Below are 15,584 nucleotides of genomic sequence, written 5' to 3' on the forward strand. Positions count from 1 at the left end.
TCACGACTGCGCCGAGCCCTGGTCGTCGGTGGTGTCCGCCGTGACCGGCGGCGTGGCGACGGGCAACCACACGCGCATGGTGGACGGGCCGCGTTCGGCCCACTCGTGGTACGGGATGAGCGGCACGTCGAACGACACCGACGGCGCCGGCTCCAGCGGCCGCTCGGCGTACGGCCAGGGGCGGTCCCGCCCGGCGCCCGGCGCCGCGACGAGACGCACCAGCGGCCGCCCGTCCTGGTCGTCGACGCCGGCGGCGGTGTCGATCCGGACGTCGGCGACGTCGGTGACGGTGCCGTGGCTCGCGCGGTCCAGGTCGACGGACTCGAGGCAGCAGACCTCGGGTCCCCGCTCGACGGCGACGCTGCCGCGGACCGCGTCGATCCGGGGATCGGGGTGGGTGAGCCGGGGCCGCATCGGGAGGACCAGCTCGACCACGTCCCCGGCACGGAAGGCGCGACGCACGGTGACCCACCCCGGGGCGGCGGACTCGGTGCTGACGTCGCCGGCCGCGTCGTGCACCACCAGTCGCGCCCCGCCGGCCCACGCGGGCACGCGGATCGAGAGCGTCCAGGGGTCGACGGCGTCGCGCCTCGCGGTGACGCGGACCGAGCCGGAGCGGGGATAGTCGGTCTCCACGTCGAGGGCCACGACCTCGCCGCTGTCCAGCCGGGTCCGGATCTCGCAGGTGGCGAACTGGTGGACCTGGACGCCCTGCGGGTCGGTCGTGGCGACGAGCGCGTCGAGGCTGGCGAAGGTGCGTGCCACGTTCGGGGGGCAGCAGGAGACCCCGAACCAGGGGGCCCGGAGGGAGGACTCGGCGCGCAGCGATGCCGTGTCCGGGTCCGGCACGGTGCCGGGAGTGCGCTGGTGCAGGGTGTTGGCGTAGTAGAACGCGGTTCCCCCCGCCGAGGGGGACGTGGCGACCACGTTGTAGAGCGTCCGCTCGATGAGGTCGCCGTAGCGCGTGTCGCCGCGGGCCAGCGACAGCCGCCAGCTGAACATGATCGAGGCGATGGCGGCGCAGGTCTCGGAGTAGGCCCGGTCCGGTGGGAGGACCCAGTCCTCGCCGAAGGCCTCGTCCTGGTGGTGGGAGCCCTGGCCTCCGGTGATGTACGTACGCCGGGCCACCGTGTTGTCCCACTGGGTGGCCAGGGCGGCGAGCAGCTCCTCGTCGCCGGTGTCGACGGCCACGTCGACCGCGCCGGCCGCCAGGTAGTTGGCCCGGACGGCGTGACCGCGCAGCACCGTGGCCCGGCGGACCGGCACGTCGTCCTGGAAGTACTGCTGGCCCCACTCGATCGGGCGCAGCGTGCCGGTGCCGCGGCGAGCGACGAACAGTTCGGCCTGCCGCAGGTAGCGCGGTTCGCCGGTGAGGCGGGCCAGCTCCGCGAGACCGACCTCGATCTCGGGGTGCCCGCACACGCCCTGGACGCCGTCGGGGCCGAACACCGCGCAGACCAGGTCGGCGGCGCGGCAGGCGACGGCCAGCAGGCCGTCGTCGGCGTCCGGCCGGGTGCGGCCCCGGGCCACGGCGGCCTGGAACAGGTGGCCGAGGCAGTACAGCTCGTGGCCCCACTCCAGGTCGGACCAGCGGGGCGCCTGCCCGGGCCGCCCGAAGTTGGTGTTGAGGTAGCCGTCGGGCTCCTGGGCGCGGGCCACCCGGTCGACCGCGGCCCGGAAGGTGGCCTCCAGCGCGTCGTCGCCGGTGCGGCCGATCTCCCATGCCAGCGCCTCGAGGTACTTGTAGACCTCGGAGTCGGAGAACTCCCGCCCGCGCCGGCCCTCGGGCAGGGAGCCGGCGGCGGCCCGGTCGAAGTTCGGGAGCCAGCCCTCCCGCTCCAGCCAGTGGCCGATGTGCGCCAGGGTGTGCCGGTGGTTGACCGACTGCCGCTGGGCCCAGAAACCGCCGGTGATGTGGACCTCGTCCAGGCCCAACGGGCGCAGCCGCCCGGTCGTGGGAGCGGCGGGGACGAACCCGGCCCGACGGCGGGCGGTCCGTGGATCTGCGATGGTCATCGTGGGGTTCATCCTTTGAAGGCGCCGGACATGAAGCCGCGGACGTAGTGACGTTGCAGAAGCAGGAACAGGACGATGCAGGGCAGGGCCAGCACCACCACCCCGGCCTCCGTGGCCCCGTAGTCGACGACTCCCTGCACCTGCCCGCGCAGGTTGGAGACGGCGAGCGGCAGGGTGAGCTTGTCGGAGTCGTTGATCAGGATCAGCGGTGCCATGAAGTCGTTCCACGCCGTCAGGAAGGCGAAGAGGCCGACGGTGATCAGGCCGGGTTTGACGGCCGGGAGCAGCACCCGCCACAACGCGGCCCAGGAGGAGCACCCGTCGACGAGGGCCGCCTCGTCCAGTTCGCGCGGGATGGCCTCGAACGAGATCCGCATCATGAAGGTGGAGAACGGCAGCTGGAACATCGTGAGGACCAGGGCCACGCCGATGAGCGAGTTCTGCAGGTTCAGCTCGTTGAGCAGGACGTAGAGGGGGATCAGCATGGTCGCGTACGGGACCATGAGGATCGCCAGGGTGGTGAGGAACAGGATGTTCCGGCCGGGGAAGCTGAAGCGGGCGAACGCGTACCCGCCGAGCAGGGAGATCGCCAGCGTGAGCACGACGGTGGTCAGCGAGACGAACGCCGAGTTGGCGAGGTACTGCCAGATACCGGCCTGGTAGTCGGCCAGCGTGCGGTAGTTGCCGACTCCCCACCCGTCGGTCTGGTTGGTGCCGGCCTGCGGCGACACGGACGAGACGGCCGTCCAGACCAGCGGGAACAGGAAGATGACGGCCAGGCTCCCGGTGAAGATCCAGTACGGGGTGCGCAGGACCAGGCCGGCCACGCGGGTCGTGGGGGCACGGCGGACGGGACGGCGGCGTGGCGGCGCGGGCCTCGCGGCGCCGGGCAGGGGGTGTGCCGACGGGCCGGCGTCCGGTTCGGTGGCGACCGGGGCGCCGGCCGGGGTGGGTACGTGGGTGCTCATGTCGCCCTCACTTCTCGTCCGGGTTGTGGAAGGCCCGTAGCTGGACGGCGTTGATGACGACCAGGGCGATGAGGGCGATGACCGACAGCGCGGCCGCCACGCCCAGGTCGTTCTGCCCCTGGAAGGCCATGATGTAGATGAGCTGGACGACCGTGATGGTGCTGTTGTCCGGCCCGCCCTTGGTGAGGATGTAGAACTGCTCGAAGGCCAGCAGCGAGCCGGTGACGCACATGATCGTGGTCAACGCCAGCGTGGGCCTCAGCAGCGGCAGGGTGATCCGCCGGAACGTCTGCCAGCGGGACGCGCCGTCGATCCGCGCCGCCTCGTAGAGCTCGGACGGGATGCCCTGAAGACCCACCAGCATCAGCAGCATGTAGAAGCCGGCGAACCGCCAGACGATGAGGAACACCGTGGAGAACAGGGCGGCGTTCGGGCTGCCGAGGAACGTCCAGCCGAAGTTCGCCATGAGGTCCGCGGCGGGACCGGCGATCGGTGAGTAGAGCACGTAGAACAGCAGGGACGCGGAGGCGAGCCCGAGGGCGCTGGGGATCAGGAAGGACGCCCGCAGCAGCCCCTTCCAGCGGCTGGACTCCTGCACGAGCAGGGCCAGGCCCAGGCCGAGCGCGATGAGCAGGACGGTGGCCAGGACGGTGTACTTGACCGTGAAGACCACCGAGTCGGCGAAGAACCGGTTGTCGAGGACCTTCGTGTAGTTGTCCGGGGCGTTGAAGCCCTGGTCGCCGGTGAGCAGCGGCCAGCGCGACAGCGACATCCTGACGACGAGGAGCAGCGGCACGACGAACAGGACCGCGACGAACACCGCGGTCGGCGAGACGTAGAGCCACCCCTTGACGGCCTGACCGCGTCGTGCGGGTGATGCCGGGCCGGAGCGCCGGCGGGACCGTCCGGCTCGGCCGGACATCATGGACACACTCATGGTGTGGCCTCCAAGAGAACTGCGGGGGCGGGGGAGCGGGACACGGCGGCGCCGGACCCGGACGGTCGACGGACCGGGCCCGGCGCCGGGGGCGGTGGGCTGCTACTGGGACAGCACCGAGGTGATCTGCTCGTTGTTCGACTGGAGTTTGCCGCCGTCGCCGAGCACGTAGTCACGCACCAGGCTCAGCCACGGGCTGTTCGCGGCGTTGTACGCCTGCTGGAAGTTCGTCGCGACGGGCGTCTGGCCCTTGCCGGCCACCTCGTTGATCGTCACGAGGCGCGGGTCCTTGGCGGCGTACGTGTTGTTGGCCAGGTCCTCGCGGGAGACGACGTCGTTGTTCTTGGCCAGCACCTCGACCTGGGCCTCCTCCGACATCATCCAGTTGAGGAAGTTCCAGGCCTGCGCGGCCTTCTTGGAGTCCTTCGAGATGCCGATGCCGTCGCCACCGACGAACGTGGACGCACCGCCGCCGGGACCGGGGATGCCGGCCACGCCGGCGTCGAACGGGGTCGAGGAGAGCAGCGTGGCCGGGTAGAACATCAGGCCCACCTTGCCCTCGGTGAACCCCGCGGTCCAGGTGGCGCCGGTCTCGTCCTTCGACGACGGCAGCACGGCGCCGGACTTCCAGAGGTCCCGCCACGTGTCGAGGACCTTCGTGCTCTGCTCGCTCGTGAAGGTGGCCTGCGTGCCCTCGCTGTTCATCACCTGGCCGCCGGCGGCCCAGATGCTCGGGAACCAGGTGAAGACGAGGCACCCGCCGCAGTTGAGGCCCGTGGCCGTCCCGTACACGTCCTTCTTGCCCAGGGCCTGGATCTTCTTGGCGGCGTCGGCGTACTCCTCGAGCGTCGCCGGCGCCTTCTCGGGGTCGAGCCCGGCCTCCTTGAACAGCGCCTTGTTCCAGAACAGCATCGACAGGTCGAGCACGAACGGCAGGACGTGCTCCTTGCCGTCCACCGTGCCCGCGCCGAGGTGCCCCTTGTTGATCGAGTCCTTGAAGCTCAGCCCGTCGATGTTGGCGCTGATGTCGCGGAACAGGCCCTGCCGGACCCAGTTCGGCACGTACACGATGTCGGCGGCGAAGAGGTCCGGCAGCCCGCCGGAACCGGCCGCGGCGCCCACCTTGGCGACGTAGTCGTCGTTCGGGACGACGGTGAGGGAGACCTGGTTCTTGTGGCTCTTGTTGTAGGCCTCGACGAGGAGCTTGGCCTGCTTCTCCAGGGGCGCGCGCGTCCAGAGCGTGAGTTCGCTGCCGTCGTCGGTCCCCTCCGCGGCGACGCTGACCGCCGCTCCCGGCGTCCCGTTTCCTCCGCCGCCGCAGGCGGCCAGCGCGAGGACGGCCGCGCTGAGCCCGAGTGTCATGGCGGCCCGCAGACCGCCACGCCGGTGGAATATCTTCATCGCTACTCCTTCGCCCATCGGTGAGCGGGAGCCGCTGCACGGCCCCGGTGGTGGTGTGGTGCCCCCGTCTTGCCGGCCCCGCGACGATGCCGGTACGGGTGGCCCGGGATGCGTCGGAGTCCGTCGTTGTCGTCGAAGATCGCGTAACGAACCGTGATCGGTGCCTGTCGCCGAAAGCACCGAAATCCTTTTCGTTTCGTGTAAAGTAGTGGCCGACGTCACCCTCGTCAAGCACTCGGCGTCCTGACGCAGGGAGCGGCCGCAACGATGGAGGAGAGCGCATGGCGGGCAAGGACCAGGCCGGGGGCGGCAAGGCCGTGACCCTGACGGACGTGGCACGGGTTGCCGGCGTCTCGGTGGCCACGGCGTCGAAGGCGCTCAACGGGCGCAGCCAGGTGGCGCCGCGGACGCGGGCCCGCGTGCTGCAGGCGGCTGAGCAGCTGTCCTTCGTCCCCAACACGCTCGCGCAGGGCCTGCTGGTGGGCCGCACCGGCACGGTCGGCCTGCTCACCAGCGACCTTCAGGGCCGGTTCGTCATCCCCATCCTCATGGGCGCCGAGGACGCCTTCGGGGCGGGCCGGGTCAACGTCTTCCTGTGTGACGCGCGCGGCGACACCATCCGCGAGCAGCACCAGCTCAAGGCGCTGCTGAGCCGCCGGGTCGACGGCCTCATCGTGGTCGGGAGCCGGACCGACGCGCGCCCGTCCATCGGCCACGACCTGCCGGTTCCCGTCGTGTACGTGTACGCCCCGTCCGAGGATCCGGAGGACCTGTCGCTCGTGCCGGACAACGTCGCCGCCGGGCGGCTCGCCGTCGAGCACCTCATCAGCTGCGGGCGCCAGCGCATCGCGCACGTGACGGGCGACCCCTCCTACGCGGCGGCCCAGGACCGGGTACGGGGCGCCCTGGAGGCGCTCGACGCCGCCGGTCTGGAACTGGTCGGCGAGGTGATGTACTCGGAGTGGTCGGAGCGCTGGGGCCGCGACGCCACCGCCGTGCTGCTCGAACGCCACCCGGACATCGACGCGGTCCTGTGCGGCTCGGACCAGATCGCCCGGGGCGCGTTGGACACCGCCCGGGACCAGGGCCGCAAGGTGCCGGGCGACATCGCGGTCATCGGGTTCGACAACTGGGACGAGATGGTCACCAACTCCCGGCCGGAGCTGACGAGCATCGACCCGAACCTGCAACTGCTCGGCCGGTCCGCGGCCCAGCGCGTGTTCGCCGCCCTCGACGGCGAGGACCTGGGCAGGGGCGTACACACCCAGGCGCCCCGCCTGGTCATCCGTGGCTCCACGGTGGCCCGCCGGTGACCTGACCACCGCCGCGGGCGACGGGCGGCCCCGGCCGCGGCGGGGGCCGCCTCGCCGTGCGGGGTGACGCCGGCGTCGCCCCGGTGGACCCGTGACCCCGTCGCGGCCGAATTGACATCGGCGGGCATCTTGCCGAAAAGGTTTTCGTACGCCAAGGTGAGCGCTAGTGACTCCGGTCACGTGAACGCACGGAGCGTGTCCGACCACCACTGCTTCCCATCCCGGCGGACCCCCCGCGCCCGTGCGTCGCCGTCCCCACACCGGCTCACGGAGGTAGGAGATGACCAGTAGACGCACGCGGAGAGGGCCGGTCTGGACGGCCCTGGCCGCGCTCATGGTGGGAGGGATCGTCGGGCTGCCCTCCGCCGCCCACGCCGACGGCCCCGTCCTGCCCGGCAACGAGAGCGACATCGGGCGCTACACCGACGGGCGAAGCCATGTCATGGACATCGGCGACCCCGTCTACAGCAATGTCGGCGACGTCGCCGCGCAGCTCGCACCCGGGGTCCCGTTCACCGCCGGCAACATGCACCAGTCGATCTTCGAAAAGGACCTGGCCGCCGGCGGGACCGACTACTACCTCGACCGCGTCCTCGGGGTGCGCGGAACCCTCGGGTCAGCGGTGCTGATGACCCGAGGCCGCTCCCTGTACATGCGCGGCGCGAGCAACAACAACTTCACCGTCATGGGCTTCGCCGGCAGCACGTACGTCGGCGGGCCCAACAACCTCGGCAACCTGTACACCGTCACGGTGCCCGGCCAGACGGTCACCGAGGTCAACGCCAACCGGTTCAACGCGCCGAGCCACGCGAGGAGCCGGTACACGATCGGCACGACCGGAGTCACGGCCGACCTCACGAAGTTCATCACGTACGACAACGTCGCGGTCACCGCCATCGACTTCAGCAACCCCGGCAGTTCCCCGGCGACCTTCACCGTCCGCGCCGCCTCGCCGCTGGCCACCCGGGCCGGAGACGGCGCGGCCGAGCTCACCGGCACCCGCACCATCACCAGCGGCGCCAACAACGGCCTGGTCGACACGCCCTGGAACACCGTCACGATCGACCTCACCGGCGCCGGCTTCACCCGCGACGGCAGCAACCTCGACCGGCAGGTCACCGTGCCCGCCGGCGGGTCCGTGTCGCTGTCGGTCGTGGGCGCCGTCTCGTCGGCGACGCTGCCCGGGACGGTCACGAGCTACCGGCAGTACGCGCAGATGCCGCCGGCCGAGGCGGTGCGCACCGGCATCACCGAGTTCCACCGCCGCTGGGCCCAGGACGTCCCCTACATCGACGTGCCCGACGCCGCGCTCGAGAAGGCCATCGTCTACCGCTGGTGGGGCGAGCGCTACAACACCCTCGACGCCAACGCGCCCGGCTACGTCTACCAGTACCCCACGACGGTCGAGGGGTCGCACCTCTACCAGAACGCCGTGGCCCTGACCCAGCCGATGCACCTGCAGGACACCAAGTGGCTGCGGACGCCGTACCTGCCGTACGGCCAGATCCTCAACATCGGTGAGCTGTCCGGCTCCTCGGCCTTCCTCGACAGCCCGGGCCACACGAGCTGGAACAACCACTACTCGCAGTACCTCGGCACGGCGGGGCTCGAGGCGTACAACGTGCACGGCGGTGGCCGGGAGATCGCCCGGAAGTTCGCGCACTACTTCGAGGGTGACGGCGTCGGTCAGCTCGAGCACTACGACGGCAACGACGACAACCTCATCGCCTACGACACCAACTACATGCCGGGCAACGACGCGGACGCCATCAGCTTCGGCTTCCCGAAGGCCAACGCCGGCGCGCCCGGTGCGCGGACCATCGAGCGTCCCGAGTCGGCGTACGTCTGGGGCGCGTTCGACGCCGCCCGCCAGCTGTACCAGCTCTCCGGCGCCGACCGGGCCACGGTGGACGCCATGGCGGCCCGGGCCGACGAGATCCGCGCGGCCGTCCTCGGCCGGCTGTGGAGCCCCGACATGCGGATGTTCCTCGCCGGCACCTCGCACGGCGCCACCTCGGCGGCCAGCTCCAACGGCCGGCCGAACCCGCTGCCCGCGGACGCCCGCGACCTGATCCCGGCCAAGGAGTCGAACCTCTACGACGTCTACGCCGAGAACCTCATCCCGTTCGACGAGTGGCAGAAGTACGTCGACGGCTTCCGGTTCCTGACCTACGGCGACAACTTCCCGATCTTCCCGTTCTACACCGCCAACCAGTACGACCGGGCGGCCTACGGGATCGGCGGCTCCAACAACTTCTCCAACATCAACTTCACGGTGCAGTACCGCGGCGTCCGCTCGGCGCTGCGCCACTACGACCCGGAGCAGAAGTACATCACCCCGGCGTACGCCAAGCGGCTGCTCGACTGGATGGCCTGGAGCATCTACCCGAACGCCGACCTGCGCGCCCCGAACCAGGCGGAGTACTACTCCAACTGGAACCCGACCACGAGGACCTACAACCGCAACAACCCGAACCACGTGATGCTCGGGAACATGAACTACATCTTCGTCGAGGACATGGCCGGTCTCCAGCCACGCTCCGACGACAGGATCGAGCTGTGGCCGATCCGGTTCGGCTACGACCACTTCATGGTCAACAACCTGCGCTACCACGGGCACGACGTCACCGTCGTGTGGGACCCGGACGGCAGCAGGTACGGTCTCGGCGCCGGCTACAGCCTGTTCCTCGACGGCGAGAAGAAGGTCAGCACCGACAAGCTCGGCCGGCTCACCTACGACCCGAACACCAACAGGGTGGAGGCCGAGGACGGTCTGACCGTCACCTTCACCGCGTCCGGCGGGACCACGTTCCCGAGCGCCGTGGACACCCCGATCACCGACGACCGGGTCGTCACGTACCTCAAGACGGCCGGCATCGACCTCACCGAGGACGCGCCGAACCTGGCGGCGGGCGCGGAGCTGAGCTCGTCGTACACCCAGCAGGGCGCCCGGCCGACCCCGTGGCGGCAGTTCCACACGCCGGGGTGGAGCACCACCTCGATGAACTACACGCCCGGCGCGATCAGGGAGACGGAACGGCCGGTGTCCCTGTCCGCCGTGACCGACGGCGTGACCGCCAACGAGCCGTACTGGGGCAACCACGGCACCACCGAGAAGAACGGCTACGTCGAACTCGACCTGGGATCGCCCAAGGCGTTCGACAACGTGAAGGTGACCTTCGTCAGCGACCGGCAGGCCGGCGGCTACCACGAACCCGCGCGCTGGTGGGTCCAGGTGCCCGACGGCGACGGAGGGTGGAAGGAGGTGCCGGGCCAGTTCAAGAACCCGACCGTCCCGGCGGCCAAGTTCAACGAGGCGCTCTTCACGACCGTGACCTCGGACAAGCTGCGCGTCGCCTTCACCAACAGCCCGACGTACTACACCGCGATCTCCGAGATCCAGGTGTTCGACTCCGGCCGTGAGGTGCCGCCCGTCGCCAACCAGGCGCCGGTCGTCACGGCCACCCGCGACGCCTCGGCGGACGGCAACCTGTCCACCCGCCTGGTCGGCACGGCGTCCGACGACGGCATCCCCTACGACGACGAACTGCGCTTCGGCTGGGAGACCGCCTCGGCGCCGGAGGGGGCCGGCGTCATCTTCTCCGACCCGAAGGCGCTGGCCACCCGGGTGACCGGCACCGTACCCGGCGACTACGTGTTCCGGTTCGTCGCCGACGACGGCGACAAGCGGTCGGAGGCGACCGTCGCCGTGACCCTCACGAGGCGGGCGGTCTCCGCGGAGTTCGGCTCCTCGGCGACGGTCACCACCAGCGGCACGGCGTCGTGGGAGAACCACCAGCGGGTCAACGAGGCCACCAACCCGGCCAACTCGAACCCGGGCACCGGCAACGGCTGGGGCAACTGGGGCCAGCCGCAGAACGGCACGAGCGTCGCCCGGGAGGCGTGGATCCAGTACAGCTGGACCTCGCCGGTGCGGCTGTCCTCCACCGACATCTACTGGTACGACGACAACGGCGGCACCCGCCGGCCGACGGCCACGACGTACGCCGTCGAGACCTCCTCGGACGGCACCACGTGGACGCCGGTCACCCTCACCAAGGGGTCGACGTACGCGGGTGGTCTGGCCCTCAACGCCTACAACCACCTCGACTTCGCGCCGATCACGACGAGCCGGTTGCGCATCCGCATCTGGGGCGTCATGGGCAGCGGCGCGGGCACCGGTGTGCTGCGCTGGCGCGCCAACGGCGAGACGGTCGACTCGGTGCGCTCACCCGTGCTGATCCGGACCGGGGTGGGCCAGGTGCCCACCCTGCCGAGCGAGCTCGACGCGGTCTACGCGAGCGGCGCCCGCGGCAAGGCCGCGTTCAGGTGGCAGGAGATCACGCCCGAGATGGTGGCCGAGCCCAACGTCGATCCGTTCGTGGTCTACGGCACGAACGACGCGTACGGACTGGTCGCCGAGGCCCGCGTCTACGTGCGGCCCGAGATGTCCCACGGCGGCATCTCGATCCAGGGCGTCGAGACGTTCGCGCAGACCGTGGAGGTGGGTGAGCTGCCCTACCTGCCCGACAAGGTGGAGGTGTCCTACAACGACGGCTCCCGGGACAACCAGGCCATCGGCGTCGAGTGGCGCTTCGACCGGAGCGTGGTCGACACGCCCGGCCGTCACACCGTCATCGGCGACCTGGTCCTGCCCGACTACGTCAGCGAGGCCGGCGCGACGCGGACCACGCTGACGCTGACCGTCGGCGAGGACACGGTGGCCCCCACGACGGCGCTCACCCGGTCGCCGGCGCAGCCGGACGGCAGCGACGGCTGGTACACGAGCGTCCCGTCCTTCACGCTGGCCGCGACGGACGCCTTCGCCGTGGCCCGCACGGAGTACCGGCTCGACGACGGGCCGTGGACGACCTACCCGGGCAGCCCGGTCGTGGTCGACCAGCAGGGCAGCCACCGGGTGGAGTACCGCTCGACCGACGAGCGCGGCAACGTCGAGGAGGCGAAGGCCGTCACGATCAAGGTCGACACGGTCGCGCCGACCGCGAGGTTCGACGCCACCCTCGGCATCGTCCGGTTCGGGGCGGTGCCGCCCGCTCCGACGTGCAGCGCGAGCGACGCCACCTCCGGGCCGGCGGGCTGCGTGGTCACGGGCTACCGCACCGACGTCGGCACGCACACCCTCACGGCCACGGCGACCGACGTCGCCGGCAACGTGGGCACGGCCACGCAGACGTACACGGTGCTGCCGTGGACGGTGAAGGGCTTCCACGAGCCGGTCGACATGGGCGGTGCCGTCAACACGGTCAAGGGCGGCAGCACGGTGCCCCTGAAGTTCGAGGTGTTCTCGGGCGACACCGAGCTGACCGACCCCGCGCTCGTGACGATGGCCGCCGAGCGGGTAGCGTGCGGCGACGCCACCGGGACGGACGACGTCGAGACGGTCACCAGCGGCGCCACCGGGCTGAGGTACGACCCGGACGCCGGCCAGTTCGTCTACAACTGGAAGACGCCGGCCACCCCCGGCGCCTGCTACACGGTCACGGCCACGGCACGTGACGGGTCGAGCGTCACCGCGCTGTTCGCGCTCCGGTAACGACCGACGTACCCACGCGGAGGGGCCGCCTCGTGCGGCCCCTCCGCCTGCCCGCCCGGCTCGCACCGAGCGGCCGCCGGCCCGTGGGTAGGGACAGGGCGTTATCGGCGGAACCGGGCGCATCGGGTCGGCGCAGGGCATAGCGTCACGGTGGCGGCGCGACCGCCGGCCGCCCGTCCGGCGGCCCCGCCCCGGTGGAGGAACCGACGTGAACCGTATCGACGGAGTGCTCCTGCCCGAGCTGGAGGATCCGACCCGTGACCCCCTGCTGCCCCGGGCGCTCGGCTGGCTGAGCCTCGCGCTCGGAGCGGGCGCCGTGGCCGCGACCGGCCCGCTCGCCCGGCTGACCGGCGTGGACGACTCACCCCAGGCCCGTACGCTGATCCCCGCCGTCGGCGCCCGCGAGCTGGGGCACGGCCTCGGGCTCGTCCTCAGCGGCGGCCGGGCCGGCTGGGCCTGGAGCCGGGTGGCGGGCGACGCCGTGGATCTCACCCTGCTCGCCCGCGCCTGGGCGGACCGGATCGGCGAGCGGCGCCGCCGCGTCGCCCTCACCGGGGCCGTCGTCGCCGGCATCACGGCCCTCGACCTGATCGCGGCGGTCGGCGCCACCCGGGCCCACCGCGCCCGGGGCCGGATGATCCGCGTCGACCTCGGGGTGACGGTCAACCGCACCCCGGCCGAGGCGTACCGGTACTGGCGCGACGTCGAGAACCTGCCCCGCTTCCTGTCCCACCTGGAGGCCGTCCGCGCCGACGACCTGCGCCGCTCGCACTGGATCGCACGCGGCCCGGCCGGCCGGCACATCGAGTGGGACGCGGAGATCGTCGACGACCAGCCGAACCGGTCGATCGCCTGGCGGTCGCTGCCCGGCGCCCGGGTGCCCAACGCCGGCCGGGTCCGGTTCGTGCCCGCGCCCGGCGACCGCGGCACCGAGGTCCGGGTGCAGCTCGGCTACGCGCCGCCCGGCGGCGCGGTGGGCCGGGCCGTGGCGAAGCTCTTCGGCGAGGAGCCCGAGCAGCAGGTCCGCGACGACCTGCGCCGCTTCAAGCAGGTGCTGGAGACCGGGGACGTGGTGCGGTCCGAGGGCAGCCCCGACGGGATCTCGGTGCGGCAACAGGTCATGCAGCGGCCCGCGCAGCCGCTGCCGGCCGGCCTGCGGCGCTGAACCGGGCGAGTGCGAGGAGGGGAACGATGAAGGCCACCGCCTGGATGGGCAAGGACAAGGTCAAGGTCATCGACGTGCCGGAGCCGTCGATCATGAATCCGCGCGACGCGATCGTACGGATCACGACGACCGCGATCTGCGGCTCCGACCTGCACCTCTACCACGGCTACATCCCCACCATGCGCAAGGGCGACATCCTCGGGCACGAGTTCATGGGCGAGGTCGTCGAGGTGGGCCCCCAGGTGCGCAACCTGCGCCCCGGCGACCGGGTGGTGGTCCCGTTCCCGATCGCCTGCGGGCACTGCAACTCCTGCCAGCGCGGCCTCTTCTCCGTCTGCGAGAACTCCAACCCCAACGCGGGCGTCGCCGAGAAGATCATGGGTCACTCGCCGGCCGGCATCTTCGGCTACTCCCACCTGCTCGGCGGATACGCCGGCGGCCAGGCCGAGTACGCCCGCGTGCCGTTCGCCGACGTCGGCCCGGTGAAGGTGCCCGACGAGGTGCCCGACGACCAGGCGGTGATGCTCGCCGACGTCCTCCCCACCGGCTACATGGGCGCGGAGATGTGCGACATCAAGCCCGGGCACGTCGTCGCGATCTGGGGCGCGGGACCCGTGGGCCTGCTCGCGGCGGCCAGCGCGCGTCTGCTCGGCGCCGAGCGGGTGTTCGTCATCGACCGGTACCCGTACCGGCTGCGGCTCGCGCGCGAGCACGTGGGCGCCGAGACCATCAACTACGAGGACACCGACGTGCTCGACGCGCTCAACGAACTGACCGCGGGACGGGGCCCGGACGCCTGCGTCGACGCCGTCGGCCTGGAGGGGCACCACGGCAACGCGGCCATCTACGCGTACGACCGGGCCAAGCAGGCGGTCCGCGCGGAGACCGAGCGCCCCTTCGCGCTGCGGCAGGCGATCCTGGCCTGCCGCAGCGGCGGCGTGGTCTCGGTGGTGGGCGCGTACGGGGGGATGGTCGACAAGTTCCCGATGGGCGCCTTCATGAACCGGTCGCTGATCATGCGCGCCGGGCAGTGCCACGTGCAGCGCTACACCCGGCCGCTGCTGGAGCGCATCCAGCGCGGGGAGATCGACCCCAGCTTCATCGTGAGCCACCGGATGCCGCTCAAGGACGCGCCGAAGGGTTACAAGATCTTCCAGAAGAAGCAGGACGAGTGCTCCAAGGTGCTGCTCTCGGTCTGACCGCCGGGGCTCGCTAGGCTGTCGCCATGCGCGCCACCACCCATGATCGCCGTGTCGGGACGCTGGTGGCGGAGCCGATCGGCCGGTGAGCGGCACCCCCGTGCCCCGGCCGCGGCGGGGGACCGGCGCGTCCACGTCCGGCCGGCCGACGCTGTCCGACCGCTGCGCCCGGGCCGTGCGGTCCCGGCCGTTCGAGGTCGCCATCGTCGTCCTCATCGTGGCCAACGGGGTCGTGCTCGGCGTCGAGACGTTCCCGCACCTCGGCACGGCCGGGCCGGTGCTGCGCTGGCTGGAACTCGCGTTCCGGGTCGCGTTCGTCACCGAGATCGCCATCCGGCTGCTCGCCTACGGACGCCGCCCGCAGGACTTCTTCCGGCACGGCTGGAACATCTTCGACTTCCTCGTCACGCTGGCGATCTTCGTGCCCGGCCTGCACGGCGACCCGGCGCTGCTGCGGGTGCTGCGCGTGGCCCGGGTGCTGCGCCTCGTGCGCTTCTCCCCGGGGCTGCGCACGATCGTGGCGGCACTGCTGCGCAGCCTCCCCGGCGTCGCCGGGTTCCTCGCGCTGGCCGTGGTGACGCTGTACGTCTACGGCATGGTCGGCTGGCTGATCTTCGCCGACACGTACCCGGAGCAGTACGGCGACATCGGCCGCTCCCTGCTGACCCTGTTCGTGCTGCTGTCGCTGGAGACCCTGCCCGACCTGATCGAGCAGGGCATGGCCGTGTCCCCGTGGACGCTGCTCTACTACGTCAGCTACGTGGTCATCACCGTCAACCTGCTGCTCAACATCCTCATCGCGGTCATCGTGAACTCCATGGAGGAGGCCCGGCGTCTGGAGATGACCGAGCGCCTGGCGCCCGGGTACGACGAGGACGGCGACGGCGTACCCGACGAGGTGGACCGCATCGCGCTGACCCAGCGGCTGGACGACCTGCGGGCCGTCGTCGCGGAGCTGGAGCGGGAACTGCGCATCGACCGCGAGGACGGGCACGCCCGGCAGGGGACGGGCCGGCCGTCGGCCGGCTGAC

The 15,584-nt window shown here is 71.4% G+C and carries 9 protein-coding genes; 5 read left to right on the forward strand and 4 right to left on the reverse strand.

Annotated features, from left to right (window positions below; genetic code table 11):
* The 4 genes from OG994_RS07300 to OG994_RS07315 all read right to left on the reverse strand — a co-directional run bounded on the left by OG994_RS07300 (position 1) and on the right by OG994_RS07315 (position 5,322).
* Positions 1 to 2,016, reverse strand: a complete 2,016-nt coding sequence (locus OG994_RS07300) for a glycoside hydrolase family 127 protein (protein WP_328852615.1) — start codon at positions 2,014 to 2,016, stop codon at positions 1 to 3.
* A gap of 8 nt (positions 2,017 to 2,024) precedes the next feature.
* A complete protein-coding gene (locus tag OG994_RS07305; protein WP_120326926.1) occupies positions 2,025 to 2,984 on the reverse strand; it encodes a carbohydrate ABC transporter permease in 960 nt (319 codons plus the stop codon).
* 7 nt (positions 2,985 to 2,991) lie between these two features.
* Positions 2,992 to 3,921 (reverse strand): carbohydrate ABC transporter permease, encoded by a 930-nt coding sequence (locus OG994_RS07310; protein ID WP_120326927.1) that lies wholly within the window; start codon positions 3,919 to 3,921, stop codon positions 2,992 to 2,994.
* A 102-nt stretch (positions 3,922 to 4,023) separates the two neighbouring features.
* Positions 4,024 to 5,322 carry an ABC transporter substrate-binding protein gene (locus OG994_RS07315; RefSeq protein WP_328852616.1) on the reverse strand — a complete coding sequence of 433 codons (1,299 nt, stop codon included), beginning with the start codon at positions 5,320 to 5,322 and terminating at the stop codon, positions 4,024 to 4,026.
* A 281-nt stretch (positions 5,323 to 5,603) separates the two neighbouring features.
* On the opposite strand from OG994_RS07315, the gene OG994_RS07320 reads away from it, so the two are divergent.
* The 5 genes from OG994_RS07320 (at position 5,604) to OG994_RS07340 (ending at position 15,583) form a co-directional block, all read left to right on the forward strand.
* Entirely contained in the window at positions 5,604 to 6,635 is a 1,032-nt protein-coding gene (locus OG994_RS07320) for a LacI family DNA-binding transcriptional regulator (protein ID WP_120326928.1), read from the forward strand.
* Between the two features lie 280 nt (positions 6,636 to 6,915).
* Positions 6,916 to 12,189, forward strand: a complete 5,274-nt coding sequence (locus OG994_RS07325) for a PxKF domain-containing protein (RefSeq protein WP_328852617.1) — start codon at positions 6,916 to 6,918, stop codon at positions 12,187 to 12,189.
* A 208-nt stretch (positions 12,190 to 12,397) separates the two neighbouring features.
* The gene (locus OG994_RS07330; RefSeq protein ID WP_328852618.1) at positions 12,398 to 13,354 is read left to right on the forward strand and encodes an SRPBCC family protein; all 957 of its coding nucleotides are present in this window, start codon (positions 12,398 to 12,400) and stop codon (positions 13,352 to 13,354) included.
* Positions 13,355 to 13,380: 26 nt separating this feature from the next.
* The gene (locus tag OG994_RS07335; RefSeq protein WP_328852619.1) at positions 13,381 to 14,553 is read left to right on the forward strand and encodes a zinc-dependent alcohol dehydrogenase; all 1,173 of its coding nucleotides are present in this window, start codon (positions 13,381 to 13,383) and stop codon (positions 14,551 to 14,553) included.
* A gap of 85 nt (positions 14,554 to 14,638) precedes the next feature.
* Positions 14,639 to 15,583: an ion transporter gene (locus tag OG994_RS07340; RefSeq protein ID WP_120326931.1), complete on the forward strand. Its 945-nt coding sequence runs from the start codon at positions 14,639 to 14,641 to the stop codon at positions 15,581 to 15,583.
* Position 15,584: the final 1 nt, after the last annotated feature.

It is taken from the genome of Micromonospora globbae (assembly GCF_036184225.1).
In the GTDB taxonomy this organism is placed as follows: domain Bacteria; phylum Actinomycetota; class Actinomycetes; order Mycobacteriales; family Micromonosporaceae; genus Micromonospora; species Micromonospora globbae.

Coding starts and splice junctions, on each gene's coding strand:
- OG994_RS07320 (WP_120326928.1), top strand. CDS start 5,604: ATGGCGGGCAAGGACCAGGCCGGGGGCGGCAAGGCCGTGACCCTGACG.
- OG994_RS07300 (WP_328852615.1), bottom strand. CDS start 2,016: ATGACCATCGCAGATCCACGGACCGCCCGCCGTCGGGCCGGGTTCGTC.
- OG994_RS07315 (WP_328852616.1), bottom strand. CDS start 5,322: ATGAAGATATTCCACCGGCGTGGCGGTCTGCGGGCCGCCATGACACTC.
- OG994_RS07305 (WP_120326926.1), bottom strand. CDS start 2,984: ATGAGCACCCACGTACCCACCCCGGCCGGCGCCCCGGTCGCCACCGAA.
- OG994_RS07325 (WP_328852617.1), top strand. CDS start 6,916: ATGACCAGTAGACGCACGCGGAGAGGGCCGGTCTGGACGGCCCTGGCC.
- OG994_RS07335 (WP_328852619.1), top strand. CDS start 13,381: ATGAAGGCCACCGCCTGGATGGGCAAGGACAAGGTCAAGGTCATCGAC.
- OG994_RS07310 (WP_120326927.1), bottom strand. CDS start 3,921: ATGAGTGTGTCCATGATGTCCGGCCGAGCCGGACGGTCCCGCCGGCGC.